The sequence below is a fragment of the Pseudanabaena sp. UWO310 genome, from assembly GCF_006861605.1.
Classification (GTDB): domain Bacteria; phylum Cyanobacteriota; class Cyanobacteriia; order Pseudanabaenales; family Pseudanabaenaceae; genus Pseudanabaena.
The window spans coordinates 1-22,546 of sequence record NZ_SELU01000070.1 but is presented as its reverse complement, the minus strand read 5'-3'; the positions used below and the strand labels follow the sequence as shown (position 1 = coordinate 22,546).

General features: G+C 44.4%; 21 protein-coding genes and 1 pseudogene. 16 read left to right on the top strand and 6 right to left on the bottom strand.

All coding sequences use genetic code 11. The features are described 5' to 3' along the window. Nucleotides 1–17: 17 nt before the first annotated feature. From PseudUWO310_RS19205 to PseudUWO310_RS19175, 6 genes and pseudogenes are all read right to left on the bottom strand, one after another. Nucleotides 18–407 carry a carboxymuconolactone decarboxylase family protein gene (locus PseudUWO310_RS19205; RefSeq protein ID WP_143122095.1) on the bottom strand — a complete coding sequence of 130 codons (390 nt, stop codon included), beginning with the start codon at nt 405–407 and terminating at the stop codon, nt 18–20. A 55-nt stretch (nt 408–462) separates the two neighbouring features. Beyond that, the gene (locus PseudUWO310_RS19200) at nt 463–2,883 is read right to left on the bottom strand and encodes an arylsulfatase (RefSeq protein ID WP_143122094.1); all 2,421 of its coding nucleotides are present in this window, start codon (nt 2,881–2,883) and stop codon (nt 463–465) included. Between the two features lie 79 nt (nt 2,884–2,962). After that, the gene (locus PseudUWO310_RS19195; RefSeq protein ID WP_143122093.1) at nt 2,963–3,457 is read right to left on the bottom strand and encodes a GNAT family N-acetyltransferase; all 495 of its coding nucleotides are present in this window, start codon (nt 3,455–3,457) and stop codon (nt 2,963–2,965) included. 15 nt (nt 3,458–3,472) lie between these two features. Further along, nucleotides 3,473–4,441, bottom strand: coding sequence for a GNAT family N-acetyltransferase (locus PseudUWO310_RS23405; RefSeq protein WP_223805760.1), 969 nt, complete (start codon nt 4,439–4,441; stop codon nt 3,473–3,475). 19 nt (nt 4,442–4,460) lie between these two features. After that, a pseudogene (locus PseudUWO310_RS24015) lies at nt 4,461–4,589 on the bottom strand (formylglycine-generating enzyme family protein); the annotation flags it as partial. 146 nt (nt 4,590–4,735) lie between these two features. Then, nucleotides 4,736–5,485: an SDR family NAD(P)-dependent oxidoreductase gene (locus tag PseudUWO310_RS19175; RefSeq protein WP_143122092.1), complete on the bottom strand. Its 750-nt coding sequence runs from the start codon at nt 5,483–5,485 to the stop codon at nt 4,736–4,738. Nucleotides 5,486–5,934: 449 nt separating this feature from the next. Here PseudUWO310_RS19175 and PseudUWO310_RS19170 point away from each other — a divergent pair, with 449 nt between their 5' ends. The 16 genes from PseudUWO310_RS19170 (at nt 5,935) to PseudUWO310_RS23685 (ending at nt 22,327) form a co-directional block, all read left to right on the top strand. Continuing rightward, nucleotides 5,935–6,231, top strand: coding sequence for a ferredoxin family protein (locus tag PseudUWO310_RS19170; protein ID WP_143122091.1), 297 nt, complete (start codon nt 5,935–5,937; stop codon nt 6,229–6,231). 154 nt (nt 6,232–6,385) lie between these two features. Next, nucleotides 6,386–7,438, top strand: a complete 1,053-nt coding sequence (locus PseudUWO310_RS19165; RefSeq protein WP_143122090.1) for an ABC transporter substrate-binding protein — start codon at nt 6,386–6,388, stop codon at nt 7,436–7,438. 152 nt (nt 7,439–7,590) lie between these two features. Further along, nucleotides 7,591–9,210 (top strand): FAD-dependent oxidoreductase, encoded by a 1,620-nt coding sequence (locus PseudUWO310_RS19160; protein WP_143122089.1) that lies wholly within the window; start codon nt 7,591–7,593, stop codon nt 9,208–9,210. A gap of 174 nt (nt 9,211–9,384) precedes the next feature. Continuing rightward, nucleotides 9,385–10,557 carry an aryl-sulfate sulfotransferase gene (locus PseudUWO310_RS19155; protein ID WP_143122088.1) on the top strand — a complete coding sequence of 391 codons (1,173 nt, stop codon included), beginning with the start codon at nt 9,385–9,387 and terminating at the stop codon, nt 10,555–10,557. 358 nt (nt 10,558–10,915) lie between these two features. Continuing rightward, on the top strand, nt 10,916–12,055 hold the full coding sequence (locus PseudUWO310_RS19150; RefSeq protein ID WP_143122087.1) for an aliphatic sulfonate ABC transporter substrate-binding protein: 1,140 nt from the start codon (nt 10,916–10,918) through the stop codon (nt 12,053–12,055). A 69-nt stretch (nt 12,056–12,124) separates the two neighbouring features. Further along, nucleotides 12,125–12,943 (top strand): class I SAM-dependent methyltransferase, encoded by an 819-nt coding sequence (locus PseudUWO310_RS19145; protein WP_143122086.1) that lies wholly within the window; start codon nt 12,125–12,127, stop codon nt 12,941–12,943. A gap of 53 nt (nt 12,944–12,996) precedes the next feature. After that, a complete protein-coding gene (locus PseudUWO310_RS19140) occupies nt 12,997–14,133 on the top strand; it encodes an aliphatic sulfonate ABC transporter substrate-binding protein (RefSeq protein ID WP_143122085.1) in 1,137 nt (378 codons plus the stop codon). Nucleotides 14,134–14,136: 3 nt separating this feature from the next. Beyond that, the gene (locus tag PseudUWO310_RS19135) at nt 14,137–15,102 is read left to right on the top strand and encodes a D-2-hydroxyacid dehydrogenase (protein WP_143122084.1); all 966 of its coding nucleotides are present in this window, start codon (nt 14,137–14,139) and stop codon (nt 15,100–15,102) included. 151 nt (nt 15,103–15,253) lie between these two features. Next, a complete protein-coding gene (locus PseudUWO310_RS19130; RefSeq protein WP_143122083.1) occupies nt 15,254–16,510 on the top strand; it encodes a glutathione S-transferase family protein in 1,257 nt (418 codons plus the stop codon). Between the two features lie 154 nt (nt 16,511–16,664). Further along, entirely contained in the window at nt 16,665–17,585 is a 921-nt protein-coding gene (locus PseudUWO310_RS19125; RefSeq protein WP_143122082.1) for a TauD/TfdA dioxygenase family protein, read from the top strand. A gap of 4 nt (nt 17,586–17,589) precedes the next feature. Further along, nucleotides 17,590–18,948 (top strand): LLM class flavin-dependent oxidoreductase, encoded by a 1,359-nt coding sequence (locus PseudUWO310_RS19120; protein WP_143122081.1) that lies wholly within the window; start codon nt 17,590–17,592, stop codon nt 18,946–18,948. Nucleotides 18,949–19,032: 84 nt separating this feature from the next. Then, entirely contained in the window at nt 19,033–19,830 is a 798-nt protein-coding gene (locus PseudUWO310_RS19115) for a class I SAM-dependent methyltransferase (RefSeq protein WP_143122080.1), read from the top strand. Nucleotides 19,831–19,892: 62 nt separating this feature from the next. Further along, nucleotides 19,893–21,272, top strand: coding sequence for an MFS transporter (locus PseudUWO310_RS19110; RefSeq protein ID WP_143122079.1), 1,380 nt, complete (start codon nt 19,893–19,895; stop codon nt 21,270–21,272). 124 nt (nt 21,273–21,396) lie between these two features. Next, nucleotides 21,397–21,684 (top strand): DUF1778 domain-containing protein, encoded by a 288-nt coding sequence (locus PseudUWO310_RS19105; RefSeq protein ID WP_143122078.1) that lies wholly within the window; start codon nt 21,397–21,399, stop codon nt 21,682–21,684. After that, a complete protein-coding gene (locus tag PseudUWO310_RS19100; RefSeq protein ID WP_143122077.1) occupies nt 21,684–22,202 on the top strand; it encodes a GNAT family N-acetyltransferase in 519 nt (172 codons plus the stop codon). Before PseudUWO310_RS19105 ends, PseudUWO310_RS19100 begins: the two co-directional genes overlap by 1 nt. Nucleotides 22,203–22,204: 2 nt before the next feature. Continuing rightward, on the top strand, nt 22,205–22,327 hold the full coding sequence (locus PseudUWO310_RS23685; protein WP_263363465.1) for a hypothetical protein: 123 nt from the start codon (nt 22,205–22,207) through the stop codon (nt 22,325–22,327). The last annotated feature ends 219 nt before the right edge of the window (nt 22,328–22,546 follow it).

Genomic DNA, 22,546 nt, shown 5'->3' with positions numbered 1-22,546 from the left:
CGCCTATCCTAGCCCAGCTATCTAAACTGCTCATCGACGGGAATTTGATAGCCCGTAGCGAGGCGATTAGTGGAATTTGCAGTCGCGACGATCGCTAGTAACTCACCGCGAACCTTTTCGGTTAAACCTTTAGCACGGGCGGCGGCAGTATGGGAGGCAATACAATATTCACAGCCATTGGTAACGCTAACGGCGATGTAAATCAATTCCCTTGTCAGGGGATCGATATCGCCTTCACCACCCATGACCTCCTTGAGGGTTTCCCATGTGCGACGGAGGGTCGGGGGATGATTGGCAAGAGCTTTCCAGAAATTGTTGATATATTCGGTTTGGCGTGTGGTGCGAATATCGTCATAAACTGCACGTACTTCGTCACTAGCGGATTCGTATTCGATTAGGTTAGTCATAGTAAATATTATTTAGGGAATGAGCTTTACTCATTCCCCGATTTAGTGGATTTGCTTACAATAAATCAAGTTTGACCTGTTCTAAATTACCAGTGAATTTAAAGGGGACTTGATAGCTATCAACCACAGCGCTACCCGTATCTTGACCAATATCAAAGGTTTCATCTAAGCCAATGCGGAAGCCGACAGTTCTCTCGATGCGACCTTCAGCAACCTGTTTATCATTGATGAATAGCTTGCCAGTGCCACCTGCACTAGGTCCGCCGCCATCATAGGCAAAATCGAATCTAACTTTAGATTTACCGATCGCTACGGGGTCAGGGGATTGAATAATCGTGCGATCGCTATTCAGGAAGTTATAGACATAGGTGGGTTTGCCATCTTGCAGAAAGAAGCTCCAACCCGCAAAACGTCCTCCCTGAGTCACTAGAACCCCTTCAGCTCCAGCTTTAGCCACATCTATATCCGCAGTGATACTAAAGGAACGATTTTTAGTATTAGGAGCGCTACCTTCGGGAATGCCCGTGACCGTGGTGTAGTAACTAAAGCTATTGCGCCCAGTAGTAATGCTAGGACGAGTATTAATATCAAACCGTTGAATCGTGCGATCGTCTAGGGGTAGAACCTTATATTTCTTCGCTTCCTTCAGAAAGAGATTTTGTAATTCTGCCAACTTTTGAGGATTGTCCTTAGCTAAATCCTGAGACTCACTAAAGTCTTGGGCAACATTGTATAGTTCCCAATTATCTTGATCGAAAGTGGTTTTAGAGAATCGCTCCCAAGGTAAACGACCGTGACGCGCCGCCGCTACCCAGCCATTGTCATATATGGCGCGGTTGCCAAACATCTCAAAGTATTGAGTTTTATGTTTTGAAGCCACCGCAGGATCGTCGAAGGAATACACAAGACTGGTTCCTTCAATGGGTTGCTGTTTTGCGCCATTAACTACTTCTGGCTCCGTAATTCCCGCCGCTTCCAGAATCGTTGGCGCAATATCAATCACATGATGGAACTGACTGCGAATAGCACCTTGATCCTTAATGCGATCGCCCCAAGCGACAACTAGACCATTGCGCGTACCACCGAAGTGCGAAGCGATTTGCTTAGTCCATTGGAAGGGGCTATCGACTGCCCAAGCCCAAGCGGCATGGAAATGATTGAAAGTCTTGGGACTACCCAAATCATCTAGGGCAGCGAGGACTTCTTGAGGACTTTCTTCAACACCATTAAAGACCTTGAACTCATTAACACTACCTGTCAAACCACCTTCTGCACTCGCGCCATTGTCGCCAGCGATGAAGAAGACCAGAGTATTATCTAATTCACCTAGCTGCGCGATCGCATCAATCACACGACCAACTTCGGCATCGGTATGGCTGAGGAAACCTGCAAATACTTCAAATTGATGAGCGTAAACTTTCTGCTCGGTAGGTGTGAGGGAGTCCCAAGCGGGAATTTCCGCAGGACGGGGAGTGAGTTTTGTATCCGCAGGAATGATGCCGAGTTTAAGCTGACGCTCAAAAATGTCAGCACGTAATTTATCCCAACCTTGATCGAATTTACCCTTGTATTTCTCAATCCATTCCTTTGGGGCATGGTGGGGCGCATGGGTTGCACCTGTAGCAAGGTAAGTAAAAAAGGGCTTATCGGGAGCGATCGATTGCTGGGTACGAATCCATTTAATCGCATGGTCAGCGAGATCGGGAGTGAGGTGATAATTAGGATCATCTAAAGGTTTCTGAATATGTTGCGTATTCTCTACCAAGTTAGGACTCCATTGATTGGTATCACCGCCCAAAAATCCATAGAAATAATCAAAACCTAAACTAGTCGGCCAGCGATCGAAGGGACCCACAGCACTAGTTTCATAATCAGGAGTATTGTGCCATTTGCCAAAGGCGGCGGTATTATAGCCATTGCTGCGTAATACTTCGGCGATCGTGGCGGCACTGCGAGGAAGTATCGCAGTATATCCTGGGAAGCCAGAGGCAAGTTCTGTAATTACCCCTGTACTGACAGAATGGTGATTGCGTCCTGTCAGCAAGGCGGCTCTAGTAGGAGAGCAGAGCGCTGTAGTATGGAATTGGTTATAGCGTAATCCCTGCGCCGCTAAGTGATCTAAATTCGGAGTTTCAATCAAGCCACCGAAGGCACTAGTTTGTCCAAAACCTACGTCATCAAGGAGAACTAACAATATATTAGGAGCTTTGGCAGGGGCTTTAATGGGTTTAGGAAAGTCGGGTTGAGATTCCTTATAAGTTGTGCCAATTTTGCCCTTGAAAGGTGGTTGTGGTAATGGTAAAACATCGCCATAGTCAGCTAAGGCAGATAAAGGAAGGATGCTAGAAAACATTAAGGCGATCGCCGTTAAAAAACTGATTTTTTGGGCGATCGCTTTTTTAGTTTCCCATTGCAAAATAGATTTGAGAGATCTTTTCCAAGCATCTCTCTTTGCAGAATTTGTAACTTTTATCATTATTGTCTAAATCAAAGACCAATAGTTACTGTTATCACGAGAGTTTAGAAAAAGTCGGTCGTCGTGGAGACATCTAATTTTATTGAGCTTTTTTAAATAGTATCACTGACATATCATGAAAAATAGATACGCCATATTGTTTGAAACCAAGTTTATGAAGTACATTAATTGATGGCTGATTTGTTGGTTCAGTAAAAGCGATTATATTATTGCGATCGCGTTGAGATTCAAAGCTGAGTAAGGCTCTTGCCGCTTCTGTTGCATAACCAAAACCTCTAGAGCTTTTTAGCAATCGATATCCAAGTTCTAATTCAGGAATACCATCAATTTCGCAAGGTTCAATACCACAGTATCCAATTATTTGCTGAGTCTCTTTTACGATAATTGCGATTTTACCAAAACTATTCGTTCGATAACCGTCAACAAGCTCCCGAAAACGGACTTTTGCTTGCTGGAGATTTAGCGCTCCGCTAGGGGAAAAAGCCATAAAATCTCGATCCATTAAAGCTCGGATAAAATCAAATTCATCCCCTTCTAAAAATGGTCGTAAAAATAGCCGCGAAGTTTCGATCATATTTAATTTTCTGGATTAAAGCTTGTACTCATAACGTGCCACAAAGTAAGGTTCAACTAACTTATCGCTATGGTATTGAAATCCAAAATTTTCATAGACTGCGCGTAACCGCGATCGATCCGCAGCACAATCTAAACGCAAATAGCTTTTACCTAACTCACGACTTTTCTCGACAGCCCACTGCATAAGTGCTGATGAAACTTTCCCCCCTGCAAAACTCCGCCTCACTGCTAGCCTCTGAATAAATGCTGAGTACTCTTGTGGAATGTCATCCCAAAACACTAAATCTTCTGTCTGAAATCTCAGGACACCAGCCGCAACGCCTTCATAAAAAGCGATATAGAATAAGCCAGCTTCAACATCTGGACGAATCAAATCTAGAGATATCTCATCTTTGTTTAGAAACGCCATATCTTTTTGCTCAAGCCACAGAATAGCTTCAAGTAGAATATCCAAAACTGTCGACAAGTCTTCTAGAGTAGCTTGCCGAATTACAATTGGAGAAAGATTTCGATATTCTCTTTGTAAAATAGACATAATCACTAGAGATTCATATCCATTGTCAGATTTTAGACATTCACGGAGCGTTCCTTCGATCGCAAAACCTGCTGCCTTATATATTGCTTGAGCGCGATGATTCTGGGCTTTTACATCTAGCCATAAACGATGGTCATTATAAGTTTCAAATGCTAACTTTTTGACAATCTCAACTGTTTGTTTACCATAGCCTTTGCCTTTGTCAGTAATAACAATTCTACGGAATTCAACAGATTGATTAGTATCAAGGAGTCCTGCCAAAATTACATAGCCAACTCTAGTTTCACTCCACACTATTAGATGAGCAATATTATTATCTCTAATTGCTTGAAGATGCTGCTCCCGCGACCAAGGAATTATATACTGGCGATTCTCACCATCATTCTCTGCATCTAAAACATAATCGAGATCAGTTTCTTCTGTAAGTCTGAGTTGCAGATTAGACATCTTCAATCACTACTATTTTTTAATTTGTGTCAGTCAAATTCTTAACCAAGCGAAATCCCATATGAGTAGTTTCTGTATCGGGAGACTCTGACTCCCGCGCCACAGAATGATAGCGACTACAGTAATTGGGAGTGCAGAGATAGAAGCCCCAAAAACTAGCAGCGCGATCGCGAAAAAGCAGACAAGTAAAAACCTATTTTGCATCACCAATCACCAATCACCCCAAAGCCAAAAGCCAAAAGCCAAAAGCCAAAAGCCAAAAGCCAAAAGCTAACTGCTAACCGCTAACAGCTATTACCAATACTGCGTCGTCGGACGAATCAAAATCTCATTCACATCTACTCGTTCAGGCTGACTAACGGCATAGACGATCGCATTGGCAATATCTTCCGCTTCCAGAGGCGTAATTGATTTGCGGAGTGCTTGACTCTTTTCGTAGGCAACAGGATCGGAGATATGCTGATCGATTTCTGTATTCACCATTCCAGGTTCCACAACCGTGACGCGGATGTTTTGTGGTGTCACTTCTAAACGCAATGCTTCAGAAAAGGCATTCACACCCCATTTCGTTAAGTTATAAAGCCCAATTCCTGCGCGGACAGTACGACCAGCTACGGAGGAGATATTGACAATATGCCCAGATTTCTGTTCTAAAAGGATTGGCAGGACTGCGTGAGTGGCATATAAAACTCCAAAGATATTCACATCGATCATTTTGCGCCAATCATCGGTATTCGCATTGGCGATTTGTCCAGCGATCGCAATCCCTGCATTGTTCACCAGAATATCAATGCGTCCGAAGGTTTCTTTGGTCTTGGCAATTAAGTTCTGTACTTGCGCCTCATCGGTGATATCGGTAATTACTTGGAGAACCTTGCCACCCGATGCTTCTATTTTTTGAGCAACTTCGTTGAGTTTATCGGCGCGTCTAGCGGCGATCGCTACATATGCACCTTCCGCAGCCAAGGAGATCGCAGTAGCAGCACCAATACCTGCGGAAGCACCTGTAATAATTGCAACTTTACCTGCTAATTTTTTCGTCATGGGAAATTCCTGCTTTTTTATCCAGCTTTTTTCACCCAGCATTTATACCAATTCACTGAAGTGTTGGCTCACTTTAGTGAATTAAAAAACAAACCCAGTAAGGTTTTGAGATGCCCAAAATGGCGTTGCCATTTTGGGCATTGGTATTACTTGCGTAAATATTTTGCTATTAATGCGACTAATCCACGGTATCTACAAACTAATACCGTAGTATGCAAGTTGCAGACTTAGTATGGCATTAGGGATGACAAAGAGCAATCAAAAAACAATATAAAGTTTAGACAGCAGAATATTTAGTTAAACTAATAATTAGGTTTTCAGAAAATTGTATTCTGGACGACATTTGTTTTGAATAGGGCTGTGGCACACTGATAGAAATAATCTACGGTATGTCAGTCGGGAAACGAGAGTATTGTCGGTAATGTCGGTAACAAGGAGTTAAGAAAACTGTGATTGAGCTTGTCAGTGCTACCCGTTGTATTCAGTGCAATATTTGTGTATCTGTATGTCCCACCAATGTTTTTGATCGTGTTGCCGATGCTCCTCCAGCGATCGCGCGACAAAGTAATTGCCAAACCTGCTTTATGTGCGAGTTGTATTGCCCTGTCGATGCTCTGTATGTGGACTCGAACGCCGATGAACATGTAGTTGTGGATGAAAAGACTCTCATTGCCTCAGGAGTTCTCGGCAGCTATCGCAGGAGTATTGGCTGGAGCAAAGAGAAGGCTCCCGCTTTAGCAACGTGATTTATACAAGTTAAGAAATGGCATAGCCATTTCTTAACTTGAAAACCCTGACTAGGTTTAGTTTTTAATTCACAAAAGTGTTGTCACATTTTCGTGAATTGGCGTGAATTGGTATGAGTAGAGCAGTTGATCGAGAACTTAAGAGGTGTGGGTAATGCAACCCAAATCTGGACATAGAATTTTACCTAAATGGACAAAATCAGCGATCGCGGCGATCGCCATCCTTTCTTTGACCCTAGCTACAAGTGGCTGTAGCACAGGCACGGTGCAAGCAACTAAAGATGCTGATGCACCCAAGGTCGCCGCCGCCAAGCAAACACCTACGGAAGCCGTGGTACTCCGAGTGGGATTTATTAGCTCTGAAAGCAAGATTCCCATTGGTCCCGAAGGTTGGGCTTTAGAAAAAAATTGGTTAGTTCCTGAACTCAAGGAATTTGGAATTACTGAAGTTAAGTTTGTTCCCTTTGTCGGAGGACCACCTCTGAATGAAGCGATCGCAGGAAACCGTCTTGATTTAGGAATGTATGGTGATACGCCTGCATTAGCTGGGCGATCGGCAGGCTTGAAAACCGTCATTATCAATCAAAATCGTGTTGGTAATGATGCCTATTTAATTACTAAGAAAAATGGTGCGAAAACCGTAGAAGACTTAAAGGGTGAAAAGGTTGGCGTTACCAAAGGAACCTATTTGCATCGTTACTTACTGGGTCGCTTAGAGAAAGCGGGTATTGCTAAGGATGTCAAGCTCGTACAGGTTTCCACTGCGGATTCTAAAGCAGCACTAGAACGGGGTGATATTGCGGCTTATCCATTTACGATCGCGATTGGTTTGGAGTTAATCGCGCAGGGCTACCCTGCGATCGATCAAGCCAAAAATCATAGGGAACTGGTTGGCTCAGGTGTCACGGTGATCACTGAGGATTTCTTAAAAAAGAATCCTCGGTTTGCTGAGAAGTGGGAAAAGATTCGGCTCAAAGCCCTCGAGGATATCAAAGCAAACCCTGATGCTTTCTATAAGTTTGCATCTAGGGCAAGTGGATATTCTGAGGAAGTTATCAAACAGGCTTATCCCATTGAGCTATTCACTAAGGAAGCATTTCCTACGGAAGGTTTGCAGCTACTCAATTCCACGAAGCAGTTTCTCGCCGATCAGAAGTTGTTAAAAACCAACTTTGAGATTAAAGAATGGCAGTCGCCTAGTTCTTAGAGATCCCCCCCAGCCCCCCTTAAGAAGGGGGAAGAATTTTATTCTCTCTTCTTCCCCCTTCTTAAGGGGGATTGAGGGGGATCAACCCTTAAACCGTAGACAGAAATCTCAAACTTATTTTTCAGTCTATTACTTAATCAAGGAAAAACATTATGTCTCGCCTATCAAACACTCTTTCGGAACTGAATTTAGAAGCAGATGTATTAGTCATCGGTGGTGGTCCCGCAGGTACTTGGTCAGCATGGAGCGCTGCTCAAAGTGGCTCAAAGGTGATTCTCGTCGATAAGGGCTATTGTGGAACCAGTGGGGCGGCCGCCGCCGCAGGCAATGGCGTATGGTACATTCCCCCCGATCCTGAACAGCGCGAACAAGCAATGGCAAGTCGAGAAGCGATGGGTGGTTTCCTAGCCGATCGCAATTGGATGCAGCGCGTACTCGATCGCACCTATGATAATGTCAATACATTGGCTGATTGGGGCTATCCTTTCCAAATCGATAACGATGGTCAACCAATTAAGCGATCGCTGCAAGGTCCTGAATACTTGCGTCTAATGCGGAAAAAGATTCGCAAAGCGGGTGTGGAAATTCTTGACAACAGCCCTGCTTTGGAACTGCTCGTTGATAACGAAGGTGCAGTTGCTGGCGCAAGAGGAGTTAATCGTCAAACTGGTGAAAGCTGGACTGTGAAATCATCGGCGGTAATCATTGCCACAGGCGGCTGTGCTTTCTTGAGCAAATCCCTCGGTTGCAATGTGCTGACTGGCGATGGCTACTTAATGGCAGCCGAAGCAGGAGCCGATTTCTCAGGGATGGAATTTTCCAACGCCTATGCGATCGCCCCTAGAGATTCCTCAGTTACCAAAACTCGCTTCTACTCATGGGCTTCCTTCACCTACGAAGATGGCACGATCATCGAAGGTGCTGGCTCAGCAAAGGGACGTTCTGTCATTGCTAAAACCCTAATTGATCAACCCGTTTATGCCCGTCTCGATAACGAAGTCACCGACGAGATTAGAGATTGGATGCGAGCTTCTCAACCTAATTTCTTTATCTATTTCGATCGCGCTGGTATTGATCCCTTTACCGATCGCTTCCCGATCACTTTGCGTCTAGAAGGAACGGTACGCGGTACGGGCGGTATTCGCATCGCTAATTACTCCTGCGCTACTTCCGTAGCAGGACTCTATGCCGCAGGTGACGCGGCAACGCGCGAATTAATTTGCGGTGGTTTCACTGGTGGTGGTAGCCATAATGCCGCTTGGGCGACCTCTTCGGGCTATTGGGCGGGTCAATCGGCAGCGGAATATGCGGTGCGTCTAGGTACAAAAGTTAGCGATCGCCAAGTCCGTGCGATCGGTGATGCAGGGCTACAACAGGATGGACGTAAAGCCTTTAATCCTGAAGAAGCGATCGCCGCAACCCAAGGCGAAGTCTTCCCCTACGATCGCAACTGGTTCCGTTCGGAAACTACTCTCAAAGCTTCTCTCCAAAATCTCGACCATCTATGGAATGAAATCCGCAATAGTGGCGCACAGGCAAAAGAGCAAGTGATCCGTGCTCGTGAAGCTGCTTCAATGGTGGCGACAGCGCGATGGATGTATAACAGTGGCTTAGCCCGCACCGAAAGCCGTGGGATGCACCGTCGGACTGATTTCAACAAGCAAGACGCAACCCAGCATTATCGCTTGCTTAGTGGCGGGCTCGATCAAGTTTGGGTCAAGCCTGATGTTGAGTCTGTCAAGGTTGAGAAAAAAGAATTAGTGACATTTTAGCCCTGACCACCTCGCCCATAACTTTCCTGTAAGGCTCATGAGTTACTAAAGATCCCCCCCAGCCCCCCTTAAAAAGGGGGGAGAATTTTTCTTTTCTTCTTCCCCCTTTTTAAGGGGGATTGAGGGGGATCTACAACTTGAAACGAAGACAGAGAGAATAAAAGAGAGAAAGCAATGACGATCGCACTCGAAAAGCCTAATCAACAGCCCAGTCAACCGACTGAAATTAATCAACCCATTGATCAAAACACCGTTCGCCGCCGTGGGACAGTGCTTCGCGCTTACAATCCTGCTAAGGCATTCAAGGGCTATACCCTATTCACTCCCTTAACAGGACAAGGTGAAATCTATTTGATTGATATCGAAGGTAATCTTGTCCATGAATGGAAATTACCCTATGCTCCTGGACTCTATGCCTATTTCTTACCCAATGGCAATCTGTTCTATAACGGCAAAACCGTAGAAAATCCACCAAGGTTTGCAGCATGGCAAAACTTTAAGGGTGGTGTAGTTGCCGAGGTTGCGCCTTCAGGGAAGATTGTTTGGGAATATCAACATCCCGACCATCATCACGATGCGCGACGCTTGAAAAATGGCAACACGATCATTTTAGCGATCGAGAAGATTCCCGCCGAGCTAGTTCCCAAAATCCAAGGCGGCGTTCCCAATAGCGAAGTTAATGGCACGGATATCTATGCTGATGTACTTTACGAAGTTACTCCCGCAGGAGAAATTGTCTGGACATGGCACGCTCACGAACATCTCGATCCTGAAACAGACATCATTACCAAGCAGGACTTGCGCCATGAATGGAGTCATGGGAACACAGTTGGCGAACTGGCTGACGGCAATATTATCGTCAGTTTCCGCAATATTTCCACAGTCGCGATTATTGATCGCCAAACCAGCGAGATCATCTGGCGCTTAGGTTCCGATGTCTTAGCCCATCAACATTATCCCCATGAATTAGAAAATGGTAATATTCTCATTTTCGATAATGGAACACATCGTCAAAATGTAGCGCTACCTTACTCTCGCGTAATTGAAGTAAATCGCGCTACTAAGGAAATTGTTTGGCAATACCACGACAAACCTGCTCAGAACTTCTTCAGCCCCTATATTTCAGGGGCACAGCGCTTATCCAATGGCAATACTTTGATTACGGAAGGTAACTTTGGACGCTTCTTTGAAGTAACTAGTGACGGTGAAATTGTTTGGGAATATATCAACCCCTATTTTGCGAGACGGAATTCGGGCGATATTCCTCCCCTTGCTCAAGGAGAAAACAATGCCGTCTTTCGTGCTTTCAGATATGCAGCAGCAGAAATTCCTTGGTTGAAGAAATAAAGTGATTAGGCAAATTTAAAAACTACTTAAAAACTACTTAAAAGCTACAAACAAGAGTTGATACTTTATATCAACTCTTGTTTGTATTCTATGTAACTTGCTTTTAGGATAAGCATATGTCACGATGATTTAAATTAACTACGGTATTTACACGTAATTTTAGTAGATTAAGTTTAAAAACTTATATAAAGACAAAAATGGCAAGTTTAATTAAAGATTTTTCTCAACAAAGTTGTTGTCACTAACTTGATTACACTTAAGTATTTTTCAAGGAAATTTTTAGGTAACTCTACCTTTTCACAACCAAATTAATTTTATCCGCCTCACAGACACATCGAAATTGGACATTTATTTATATATGCTTAATGCTTTGAAGGATCGCCATCTCAGCCGTAAATTAGGAAGGCGATCGCTATTATTTTCGGCGGCTTACAGCATCGTCCTATCAACATCTTTACTTGGTTGCGGTTCTAATCCTCCCGTATCTAATTCAACTACTAATTCGACTACCAATACCTCAAAACCTGCGGATACCAAACCGACTGAAGCTAGTAAATCAAACACTGGTAGCAAAAAAGTAATTCGGATTATCAGATCTAGAGGGCTTGGAGGCTTGGCTGTACTGGAGAAGAAGGGTACGTTAGCTAAGGAATTGGAAAAGATTGGCTATGAAGTCAAATGGCTAGAATTTGCCGCAGGGCCTCAACAGTTAGAAGCTGTCCTCAATGCTAATGGACTAGACATTGCCACCACTGCGGCTCATCCTCCTGTATTTGCTCAAGCCGCAGGCGGTTCACTGGTATACCTCGCCGCCTCACCCACGAATGGCAAAAGTGTATCTCTCTTGGTTCCCAAAGATTCCCCCGCAAAGACCATTGCCGATCTCAAAGGGAAGAAGGTTGCCTTTCAAAAAGCTTCCATTGGGCATTACTTAGCGGTAAGAGCCTTTGAAGATGCAGGGCTAACCATTAATGATTTTGAATCCGTCTTTTTGCCTCCTGCCGATGCGGTTACCGCGCTTACACAGGGCAAGATTGATGCTTGGTATATCTGGGAACCCTTTGTTACTAGAGCGGAAATAGCTGGGATTGGGCGTGTCCTCACCGATGGCGAAAAGCTTCAAGATGTTCCTAATTACATTTCCACAAATCGCAAATTCTACGAAGAGAATAAGGAAGCAATTAAAGCTCTCTTTGAAGAAGTTGAAAAAGCTGATGCGTGGGTAGGTGCTAATCCTAAGGAAGCCGCAGAGCTTTTAACTGATGTTGCCAAAATTGAAGTACCAGTTTTGGAGAAAGTTCATACAAAGTATGAATATGGATTGCGTCCAATCACCGAAGATACGATCAAGAGCCAAGAACGGGTAGCAGAGTTTTGGTTTAAGTACAAGTTGATTCCCAATAAGCCTAATGTGCGGGAAGGATTTTTAAAGCCTGAAGAATACGAGTATTTGCTCCCCAAAAATGTACTTGCTCTCGCAAAAGAGAAGAAGTCTTAGGACTTAATTCAACGTAAATTCAACGTAAATTCAACGCAAATTCAACGCAAATTTATAGGAGATACATCAATGACTGTCACAGCAATTCCTACCTACGATCCCACATTATTTCAAGGGGCTGCCCCCTACTATGTCCGCTACCGATCGCGCTATCCCCAAGCCCTATTTGACAAGCTCACCGAGCTATTTCCAATTGATGGCAAAGGGCGCTTACTCGATCTCGGTAGTGGTACTGGTGTGGTGGCGATTCCCTTTAGCGATCGCTTTTCTGAAGTAGTGGCGATCGATCCTGATGAATCAATGCTTGCCGAAGCCAGAGCTGAAGCAATTGCTCAGGGTGTCACCAATATTCGCTGGATTCAAGATCGTGCCGAGTCCATCTCGCCCGAACTCGGTCAGTTTCAGTTAGCAACCTTTGGGCGTTCATTCCATTGGACACAACGAGAACTTGTTTTAGAAAAGCTCTATCCATTATTAACCGATAATGGTGGTGTTGCTATTCTTGCCACAGGAGACGATCCTTGGAATAGCGACTTACCTTGGAAGAAAACCGCGATCGCCGTGGTCAAACGTTGGCTCGGCGAAGAACGCCGCACTGGTAAGGCAGGCGAAGGAAAATGGCAACCGTTACCAGTGCCGCACACAGAGGTAATTGCTAAGTCCAAATTTGCCCGTCAAGAGCGTTTTGAGTTTACCTTTCCCAAAGATTGGACAGTTGATTCCTATTTGGGATACATCTACTCTACTGCCTTTGGGTTGCCATCCTTTTTTGGTGAAAATCGTGACAACTTTGAAAAGGATTTACGGGCTTCTCTGTTGGAAGTTGAACCATCGGGAACCTTTACGGAACAACTGTCTGCATCTGCATTGGTAGCTTGGAAACACTAGTCTAAACACTAATCTAAACACTAATTTAAATTTAGGTCTTTAGGATTGCAACTATGACTTCCCCATTGTATTTACCCCGTCGTCGTTTTCTGTCATTAACTGCTCAGGGTTTAACAGGGCTATCTACGGCTCTGTTTTTAGGAAGTTGTGGTAGCCAAACTGCCAATACAACACCTAGCACAACATCTGGCACAACATCTAGTACAACGCCTAGCCCCATAGCTAGCAATAGCACAAGTAATACAAGTCCCAATGCGGCAATTGATCTTGGCATCAAAACCAAAGTTCTCCGAGTTGGCTATCAATCCGCAGGTGATCTCGTCAGAGCCAGAAAAGTTCTCGAAAAACGGCTAGAAACTCTTGGCGTAACTGTGGAATGGGCGCAATTTGCTCAAGGGCCGCAACTAATGGAAGCGATGAATGTTGGGAAGATTGACTTTGGCGCAGTTGGTGAAAGTCCGCCCATCTTTGCTCAAGCCGCAGGAGCCGATATCGTTTATGTAGTCGGCACGAGAAATACCCCTCTGACTGGTCGTGCAAGTGTCATTGCCGTGCCACCAGAATCGACAATTCAAAAGATTGAAGATATTAAAGGTCAAGAGGTTTATTTCCAAAAAGGTTCTGCTTCCCACTACTTTATCGTCAGAGCTTTGCAGGAAGTTGGCTTAACGATTAAAGATATCAAGGTTAAAAGTGCGCCCACAGTTGAAACTAGAGGAGCCTTTATCGAAGGAAAAATTCCTGTCTGGGTATCTGGCGATCCTCATTATGCGATCGCTGAAGATTTAGGTCGAATTCGAGTCATTAAAGATGCAGTTGGTTTGGACTCTCCTGGAGCCTACTACGTCGCCCGTAAGCCCTTTGCTTTGGAGAACTTGGGATTGCTCAAGGCGATCATCGAAGAGTTGCATGAACTAGATAAATGGTCAGAAGCAAATCGCTCGGAAGTTACGGAAATTTACGCAAGGGAGTTAAAGCTTAAATCCAGTGTTGCGGAAAAAGTTATCGGACGGCGTACCTTTGCAGGACGTAGAGGGCTGACTCCGCTGCTAATTAAGGAACAGCAAAGGGTGGCAGATTTATTTTTTGATGAGAAGGTGATTCCGAAGAAAGTTGATATTCAAGGAGCCCTCTTACCTGCGGAAGTTTACGTCGCAATTACACCTCCAGAAATTTTAAAAGAATCTTAGAATATGAAAGCATTACTTCCTAAAGAATTTGCCGATCGCTTAGAACCACATTTAACGAGCGATCGCTATCCCGATCTCGAAAAAGCATGGGTAGACTCAACTGGCAAGATTGAAGGCGATCCTACGGATGCCGAGGTTTATTTCAATTGGTTCTATCTTAAACCTCCGACTCTGCATAAAGTCCTCGATGTTGCCCCCCAAATCCGTTGGCATCAAACCCCCAGTGCTGGTGTAAATCACATTCTCACACCGAAATATCTAGAGCGCGATATCATCCTCACCAATGGTGCAGGCAATTCCGCAATTCCGATTTCCGAGTTTGTGCTGACCTACATTCTCTACCACGCCAAGAAAATCGATACCTTACTAGAGCTACGTCAACAGCGTGGTTGGAAGCGTGGGTTTGAGTTACAGCTTGGTGAAATTTATGGAAAAACAATCCTGATTATCGGTGCTGGAAATATTGGTCAAGCGATCGCTCAACGCGCTAAAGCCTTTGGACTAAAAGTAATCGGTTCGCGTAGTAATCCGCAACCCCTTGAAAATTTCGATTTGATTGTCGGTAAAGATGAATGGCGATCGCTATTGCCTGAAGTCGATTATGTGGTTATCGCCACACCCCTTACCCCTGAAACCACCAAGCTGTTTGATGAAGCGGCGATCAATGCTTTGCGTCCTGAAGCCTTTGTGATCAACATTGCTAGAGGTGCGATCGTCGATGAGGATGCATTGATTAAGGCTCTTAAAGAAGAAAGAATCGCAGGTGCAGCTCTCGATACTTTCACCGTCGAGCCTTTGCCTCCAGAGAGTCCTCTCTGGACTTTGCCGAATGTGTTTATCACGCCCCATACTTCCGCTTCTTCACCAAGAGCGATCGATCGCATTGTCAATCTCTTTCTCGATAATCTGCAACGTTATCGCACAGGTCAGCCTTTGCGAAATGTAGTGGATAAATCGACAGGATATTGATTGAAAGAGATCCCCCCCAGCCCCCCTTGTAAAGGGGGGAGAATTAATTAATTATTATCTTCTTCCGCCTTTTTAAGGGGGATTGAGGGGGATCAAACCTTTCACTAAAACCTTTCACTAAGCTCTACCATTATTTAAAGGAGCAAATTATATGTCAACTGCAACTGTTATCTCTCCGCCCAATCACCAATCACCAATTACCACTCTCCCCAGTTGGGAATATCTCTTAGAAACTGCCCGTAAATATACCGATGCAAGGCGGATTCGGCGTGTTGGTCAACATCCATCTACACAGCCAATTCCTAGCAGTTGGGATAAATTACCCGCCGATGGCATTGCCCCAGTATTACTCTATCGCGACTCTAATTCTTGGTGTCCTTTTTGCGAAAGAGTTTGGTTTGCCCTTGAAGAAAAAGGCATTCCCTTTACCACGGAATTTATCAATCTCAGCGACAAACCCAAATGGTACACCGATCTCGTACCGACAACCCTTGTGCCTGCGGTCAAGATTGAAGGCGAACTAGTTTACGAATCCAAAGATATTCTACTGGCTTTAGAAAAACGTTTTCCTGAAGTGCCTTTACTGCCTAGCAATCCCGAAGAAAGAGCCGTAGCCGATCGCTGGATTGAAGAATCAGAAACTAATGGTTTTCGGGATCTTGCCTATCAACTATTGCGCAATGCTCCCGAAAATCCAGAGGAATTAGAGGAGTTAAAAGCAAAATTTGAAGCCCAATTAGATATTCTCGAAGCCAATCTGGACAGATATCCTAGCCCCTTCTTTCTTTCAGAATTTAGTCTCGTTGATATTCTCTATAGTCCCCACCTCGATCGCCTAGCCGCTAATCTTCCCGTTTATCGTGGCTATCACCTTAGGGGCAATTCCCGATTTCCCAGAATCAATGCTTGGTTTGAGGCGATCGCTCAACGTCCTGCGTACCAGCGCTCCGCTTCCGATAACACTACCAATAATCTACTATTGCGCCGCCGCTTTGGGATTGAGCCAATTGGTAATCCTGCTCCTCTTGATGCTAATAGAGCCAATCTCTTAGCCAATCGTGCGGAAGCTGCCGAACGTCTGAGCGATAACCATGAATTAGCGATCGCCGATATTCTCAAGAACTCAGGTGTTGCGGCTTTGGCAGTGGACAACAATCTTGAGGCAGTTCAGGAAATCGTCGATCGCCATTTACGATTTCTTGCCAACTATCTGCTCTATGGCAATGGTGAAGTCCTCGCTGGTGGCAATACTGGCGGCAAGGAAGGGACTGGCACTCCCGAAGCTGCGATCGGGGCGATTACCTTCGCCTACCTTCGTAATCGTCTCTGTGCGCCTCGCGATTTGAGTGCGGGTGCGGCGACAGCGTTTAGATTCGCTGCGGATAAGGTTTTGGCTTCATTGTATTAAATTGTGTAGTCATTTTAAGGCTTTCTATCTTTCGCCCATATTTCAAGTTGATCCCCCCTAGCCCCCCTTATGAAAGGGGGGAAAAGATTAAAAAAGTCCCCTCTTACAAGGGGGATTTAGGGGGATCGAAACATTTAACCTTTAGGAGAGAAAAATGAGTTCCAAACATTTTGAAATTAAACCCGTTGCGGGGCGGATTGGCGCTAAGCTAATTGATGTTGACCTCAGCACCAATCTTAGTGATGAAGTCATCGCCGACATTCGCAAAGCCCTTGTATTCTATAAAGTCATCTTCTTCCGTAATCAAAATTTGGATGCTGATGGGCAACTAGCCTTTGCCCGTCGCTTTGGCGAAATCACTACCGCTCATCCCACGGTTCCATCACTGGCTAATCAGCCCCATGTCCTCGATCTCGATTACAGCAGAACTGAAAGCCGTGCGAACAATTGGCATACCGATGTTACCTTTGTTGATCGCCCACCTCTAGGATCGGTACTTCGCGCTGTTACCATTCCTCCCGTTGGTGGTGATACGGTTTGGGCAAATTCCGTAACCGCCTATCAAGACTTACCCGAACATTTACGCAATCTCGCTGATACTCTCTGGGCAGTGCATAGTAATGAATATGACTATGCAGAAGCAGCAGTGGAACTTTCGGAGCAGCAAAAGGAATCAAGACGTGTTTTCACTTCCAAGAGCTACGAAACTTTGCACCCTGTTGTTCGAGTACATCCAGAATCAGGCGAACGTGGTCTCTTTATCGGGGGCTTTGTGCGTCAGATTAAGGGACTTTCTAAAACGGAATCCAATGACATTATTCGCTTGCTGCAATCCTATGTTACTCGTTTAGAAAATACTGTGCGTTGGAAATGGAAAGAAGGCGATGTTGCTTTCTGGGATAACCGCGCTACCCAGCATTATGCGATCGCTGATTATGGCACTCAACCCCGCCGCGTTCAGCGTGTCACCATTGCTGGCGATCTCCCTGTTGGCATCGATGGCAAGACTAGCCAAGCCGTTAAGGGTGATTCTTCCGCCTATACTCCTGTCCTAGCTGCTGTAGGTGTGGTATAAAACTATGACTGAAAAACGTAAAATAAGACTTGGTGCATTCCTGATGAGTTCAGGACATCATGTGGCAGCTTGGCGCTATCCTGATGCTAATGCTGAGGGTGGTTTAGATTTTAACCACTTCCGTAAAATCGCTCAAACTGCTGAACGCGGTAAATTTGATACGATCTTCTTCGCTGATGGTGTGTCGGTACGCGATCGCGGTCAAGATAAAGATATTATCAGTCGTGCGGGTCATGTTGCCCATTTTGAACCAATCACGTTACTTTCGGCATTATCTGTCGTTACAGAACATATTGGCTTGATCGCTACCGTTTCCACCACCTATAACGAACCCTATCATCTTGCTCGTAAATTCGCTTCTCTCGATTACCTGAGTGGCGGTCGGGCTGGCTGGAATTTGGTGACATCGGCAACCGATAGTGAAGCGAAAAACTTCAATCTGGAAAAGCATCCTGACCATGCGCCACGCTATCAACGCGCTCGCGAATTCGTGGATGTCGTCAAAGGACTATGGGACAGTTGGGAAGATGATGCGTTTATTCGTGACAAGGAATCAGGTATCTTTTTTGACCCAGATAAGTTCCATGTTCCCAATCATAAAGGTGAATATTTCTCCGTACGAGGTCCCTTAAATGTGGCGCGTCCCATCCAAGGCTATCCCGTAATCGTACAGGCAGGCTCATCGGAAGATGGCAAGCAACTGGCGGCGGAAACGGCGGAAGTCATTTTCACGGCTCATCAAACCCTTGCCGATGCCAAAGCTTTCTATGCCGATGTGAAGGAACGGGCCGCAAAATTTGGTCGCAATCCCGATCACATTAAAATCATGCCAGGGATTTTCCCTGTGATTGGTCGTACCGAAGAGGAAGCGCAGGAGAAGTTCCAAAAGCTACAGGATGGTATTGATCCTAAAGTTGGCTTGGCTTTGCTGAGCAGTATGTTGGGCAATGTTGATTTATCGGCATATCCCCTTGATGCTCCTTTACCCGATCTACCTGAAACAGAGTTACACCAGAGCCGTCAAGATTTATTGATTAGATTAGCAAGACGGGAAAATCTAACCATCCGTCAACTCTATCAATGGATTGCAGGGGCAAGAGGTCATTATCAACTTGTTGGTACTCCTGAACAGATCGCCGATCATCTTCAGGAATGGTTTATCAATGACGCGGCTGATGGCTTTAATATCATGCCTCCCTATTTACCGAGTGGATTAGAGGAGTTTGTGGATTTAGTAATTCCAATCTTGCAAGAGCGTGGACTGTTCCGCACTGAGTACGAAGGAAAAACCCTCCGCGAAAATCTCGGTTTACCTCGTCCAACTAATCAATTTGTGGTTAAGAAGGAATTGGTAGCTGTCTAGCGATCGCTTGTAAATATATCCTATTCGTAAATGTGGTTGTAATTTTTGCAGCCACATTTGCTCGTTTATAGTATTTCTTGATAAATGGCAAAATTTAACTATTACGATCGCATTGCTCAGCACTACGACCAAACACGCTGGTTAACAGAAGCAATTGCTGAAGAGGTCGCCGATTTTATTTTGAATTTAGTTGAAGCAAATCCTGAAACCTCTTTTTTAGAAGCAGGAGTTGGTACTGGCGTAAATGTTGTACCTCTGGTTAAGCGTGGCTATGCGGTGACAGGAATTGATGTTTCTCAAGAAATGCTCAATCAGTTTCGCCAAAAATTGCCAGAAGTGCCATCAAATCTAAATTTAATTTGCGCTGATGCTTCTCAATTAGCTTTCCCAGATCGGAGTTTTGATGTAGTTTTAACTGTGCATATGATTCATACTGTTGCTGATTGGCAAAGTTTTCTCGATGAGATTACTCGTGTGTTAAAACCTAACGGCTTTTATCTCAATGCTCAATGCATTACACCACCTGCAAGATTAGAATTTGAGAATTATTTTCGAGCAATTTTGGCAAAGTATGAAGTTCAGGATACAAATCCCGAACCTAAGCCGATCGCTAAAATCAACATAGATGTAGACCAATATTTTCTCAATAAAGGCTATCAATTTAGTTACTTGATCGCTAAGGAATGGACAGTTAGCAACAGGGTTAGAGAATTATTGAGCTTCTTTAAATTACGAGCCTATGGATTTTGTTGGCGTGTATCCGAGGAAATTTTTGAACAGGCGATCGCTGAATTTGAAAATTTTTGCATCAAGCAATATGGCTCTCTAGATACAGAATTATCATCAACAGCCAAGTTTGAAATCTGGACATACAGAATCTGAAGTATAGCTGACAGAAAAAAAGATAAGCAGACTTAATAATTTTGCAATTGGATAGTCATATCATGAACTTCAGAAATTTTGAACGCACTGGTTTAGATGATCTCTGGTCGCTTCATTATCCATCGCGATCGCTATTAGACTTTCGTCCAAACGAACAGGATCTAGAGCATGATCACAAATTGCCAAACCCCAATTATTCGCCTGATTCAATGCCCCAATCCCATCCTGTCGAGTCTCCTGAAGAAATCTTATCGCAAAATTTTAAACCAGTTGGAGAGAACTTCACTAGCGATCGCCACTTGATTTTATTGCTATCGATTGTGAGTGGACTCGCGATCTCTAATGTTTATTACAATCAGCCCTTACTAGCGCAAATGGGGCGCAATCTCCAAGTCTCCGATCATCAAATAGGCGTTGTGCCTGCGGTAACTCAAGTTGGCTATTCCATCGGTTTATTACTACTCGTTCCTCTAGGCGATCGCCTCGAACGGCGTAAATTAATCGTCACGGTTCTGAGCCTGCTCGTCTTCGCAATTATCGGTGTTGCAACTTCCCCAAACCTAACCACCCTCACCATCGCCAGCCTTGCCCTCGGCTGTCTCAGCATTGTCGCCCAGTTAATCATCCCGATGGTCGCCCAAATATCCAGCCCCTTGGATCGTGGAAAAACTTTGGGACTCTTGATGAGTGGCTTATCCGTCAGTCTTGTATTTGCCCGTACCATCAGTGGCTTTATCGGCGAAACCTTTGGCTGGCGATCAATCTATTGGCTCTCCGCAGGATTAATCGTCACCTTAGCCATTACCGTGCGTAGCAAGCTGCCCATTGTGCCACCTGCTTCCCAATTGTCCTATGTCAAGTTAATGGGAAGTATTTTGCAATTGATTCGCGAGCAACCCATATTACGCGAAGCATCCTTAAATATCGCGCTAATCTTTGGTTCCTTCAATGTCTTTTGGTCAACGATGATCTTCTTTTTGGAATCAAGCTATCATTACGATGGCAAAGTTGCAGGACTATTCGGTTTAGTAGGCATTGTCGGCGCTTTGGTCACACCTTTGATTGGCAGACTTGCCGATGAACATACACCCCGAAAAATTCTCAGTTATGCGATCGCCTTAGCATTAACAGCCTTTACAATTTTAGCGATCGCAGGAACCTATCTTTCAGGATTAATAATCGGTGTTCTCTTCCTATTCTTAGGAATGCACGCCTCCTTCATTCTCAATCAAATTCGCATTTACAGTCTCGTTCCCAATGCTGAAAGCCGTTTGAATACGGTCTATATGGTGACAAATTATACTGGCGGTGCGATCGGTTCTTTTCTCGGTGCGGTCGGTTGGAGCCTGTGGCAATGGCATGGTGTTTGTGCGATCGCCATCACCCTGATTAGTCTTGCCGCAATCATTCATTTCCGAGTCTTCTCCTTCACGAAACCATAGTTTAGCGATCACCTCAGAGATGCTTTACTACCAGAATGTTGACATTAATCAATTGTAGAATCTTGACAATACGGCAATTTGCCGTATATAATCTAGCACCATTAGATAGATCTCCGTAACAAATATGGCGAATACTTCACAAGCAAAGTTAACGGCAAGACTGGAGGCACGGATTAGTCCAGAAATTAAGGCAGTTTTGCAAAAAGCCGCAGATCTAGAAGGGCGATCGCTCACGGATTTTGTTGTTGCCTCTTTGCATAAGGCTGCTTGTCAAGTCATTGAGCAACATCAAATCTTAAAACTGAGTATTGAGGATAGCGAAGCTTTTGTGAAAGCTTTAGCCAGCGCTCCTGCACCAAATGAGAACTTACAAGCTGCGGCTTTACGTTACAAACAAGTAATGTCATCCTGATGGTTTTAAAAATTGAACTTCTAGATAGCTCAAAACATATCCGTTCAAAATTTACCTGTACAGAAGATAGCCTTGATCATTACATTCTCAAGCAATCATCCCAAGACTTAAAAAAAGGAGTTGCTTCTGTATTTGTTTTAGTTGAGTCTTCAGAAATGCAGGTTTTAGGCTATTACACTCTATCTGCGTATACTGTTGAGATTGCCAATTTAGATAACACCTTCGCCAAAAAGTTACCGCGCTATCCTGTTTTGCCAGCCACTTTATTAGGTCGTCTCGCTGTTGACAGTAGCCAGCAAGGAAAAGGCTTAGGAGAACTACTTTTAATTGATGCTCTCAAAAAATCGTATGAGGTGACAAAACAGGTTGCATCCCTTGCAGTAATTACGGAAGCTCTGAATGAAAAGGCTGTCAGTTTCTACACAAAATATGGATTTGAGAGGTTTAATCGAGAACCTATGAAGTTATATTTACCGATGAAGTCGATTGAATCTCTTTGTAAAAGTTTTGATATTTAAATATGACATATCTATTTTCCCCATTCCAACAACGTGGCGTAACCTTCCGTAATCGCATTGGCGTTTCGCCCATGTGCCAATATTCCAGTAATGATGGTTTTGCTAAACTGCCGCCGTTGGTTTAATCACTACTCCCGAACAAGCGGATCATATTATGCGTACAGGACAAGCTGATTTTGTGTTGCTAGATTTTGTTAGCGCCCCCCACAAGATTGGCGAGGGAGCATCTCAATTAGGCACTGAGCAAAAATACTTAGGGGAATAGAAATAGCCATTGAGATAAGCGCACCGATGTTTCAAAACTTGAGCAACATTTTGCTGATTCCACTGAGCACCCGAAATCT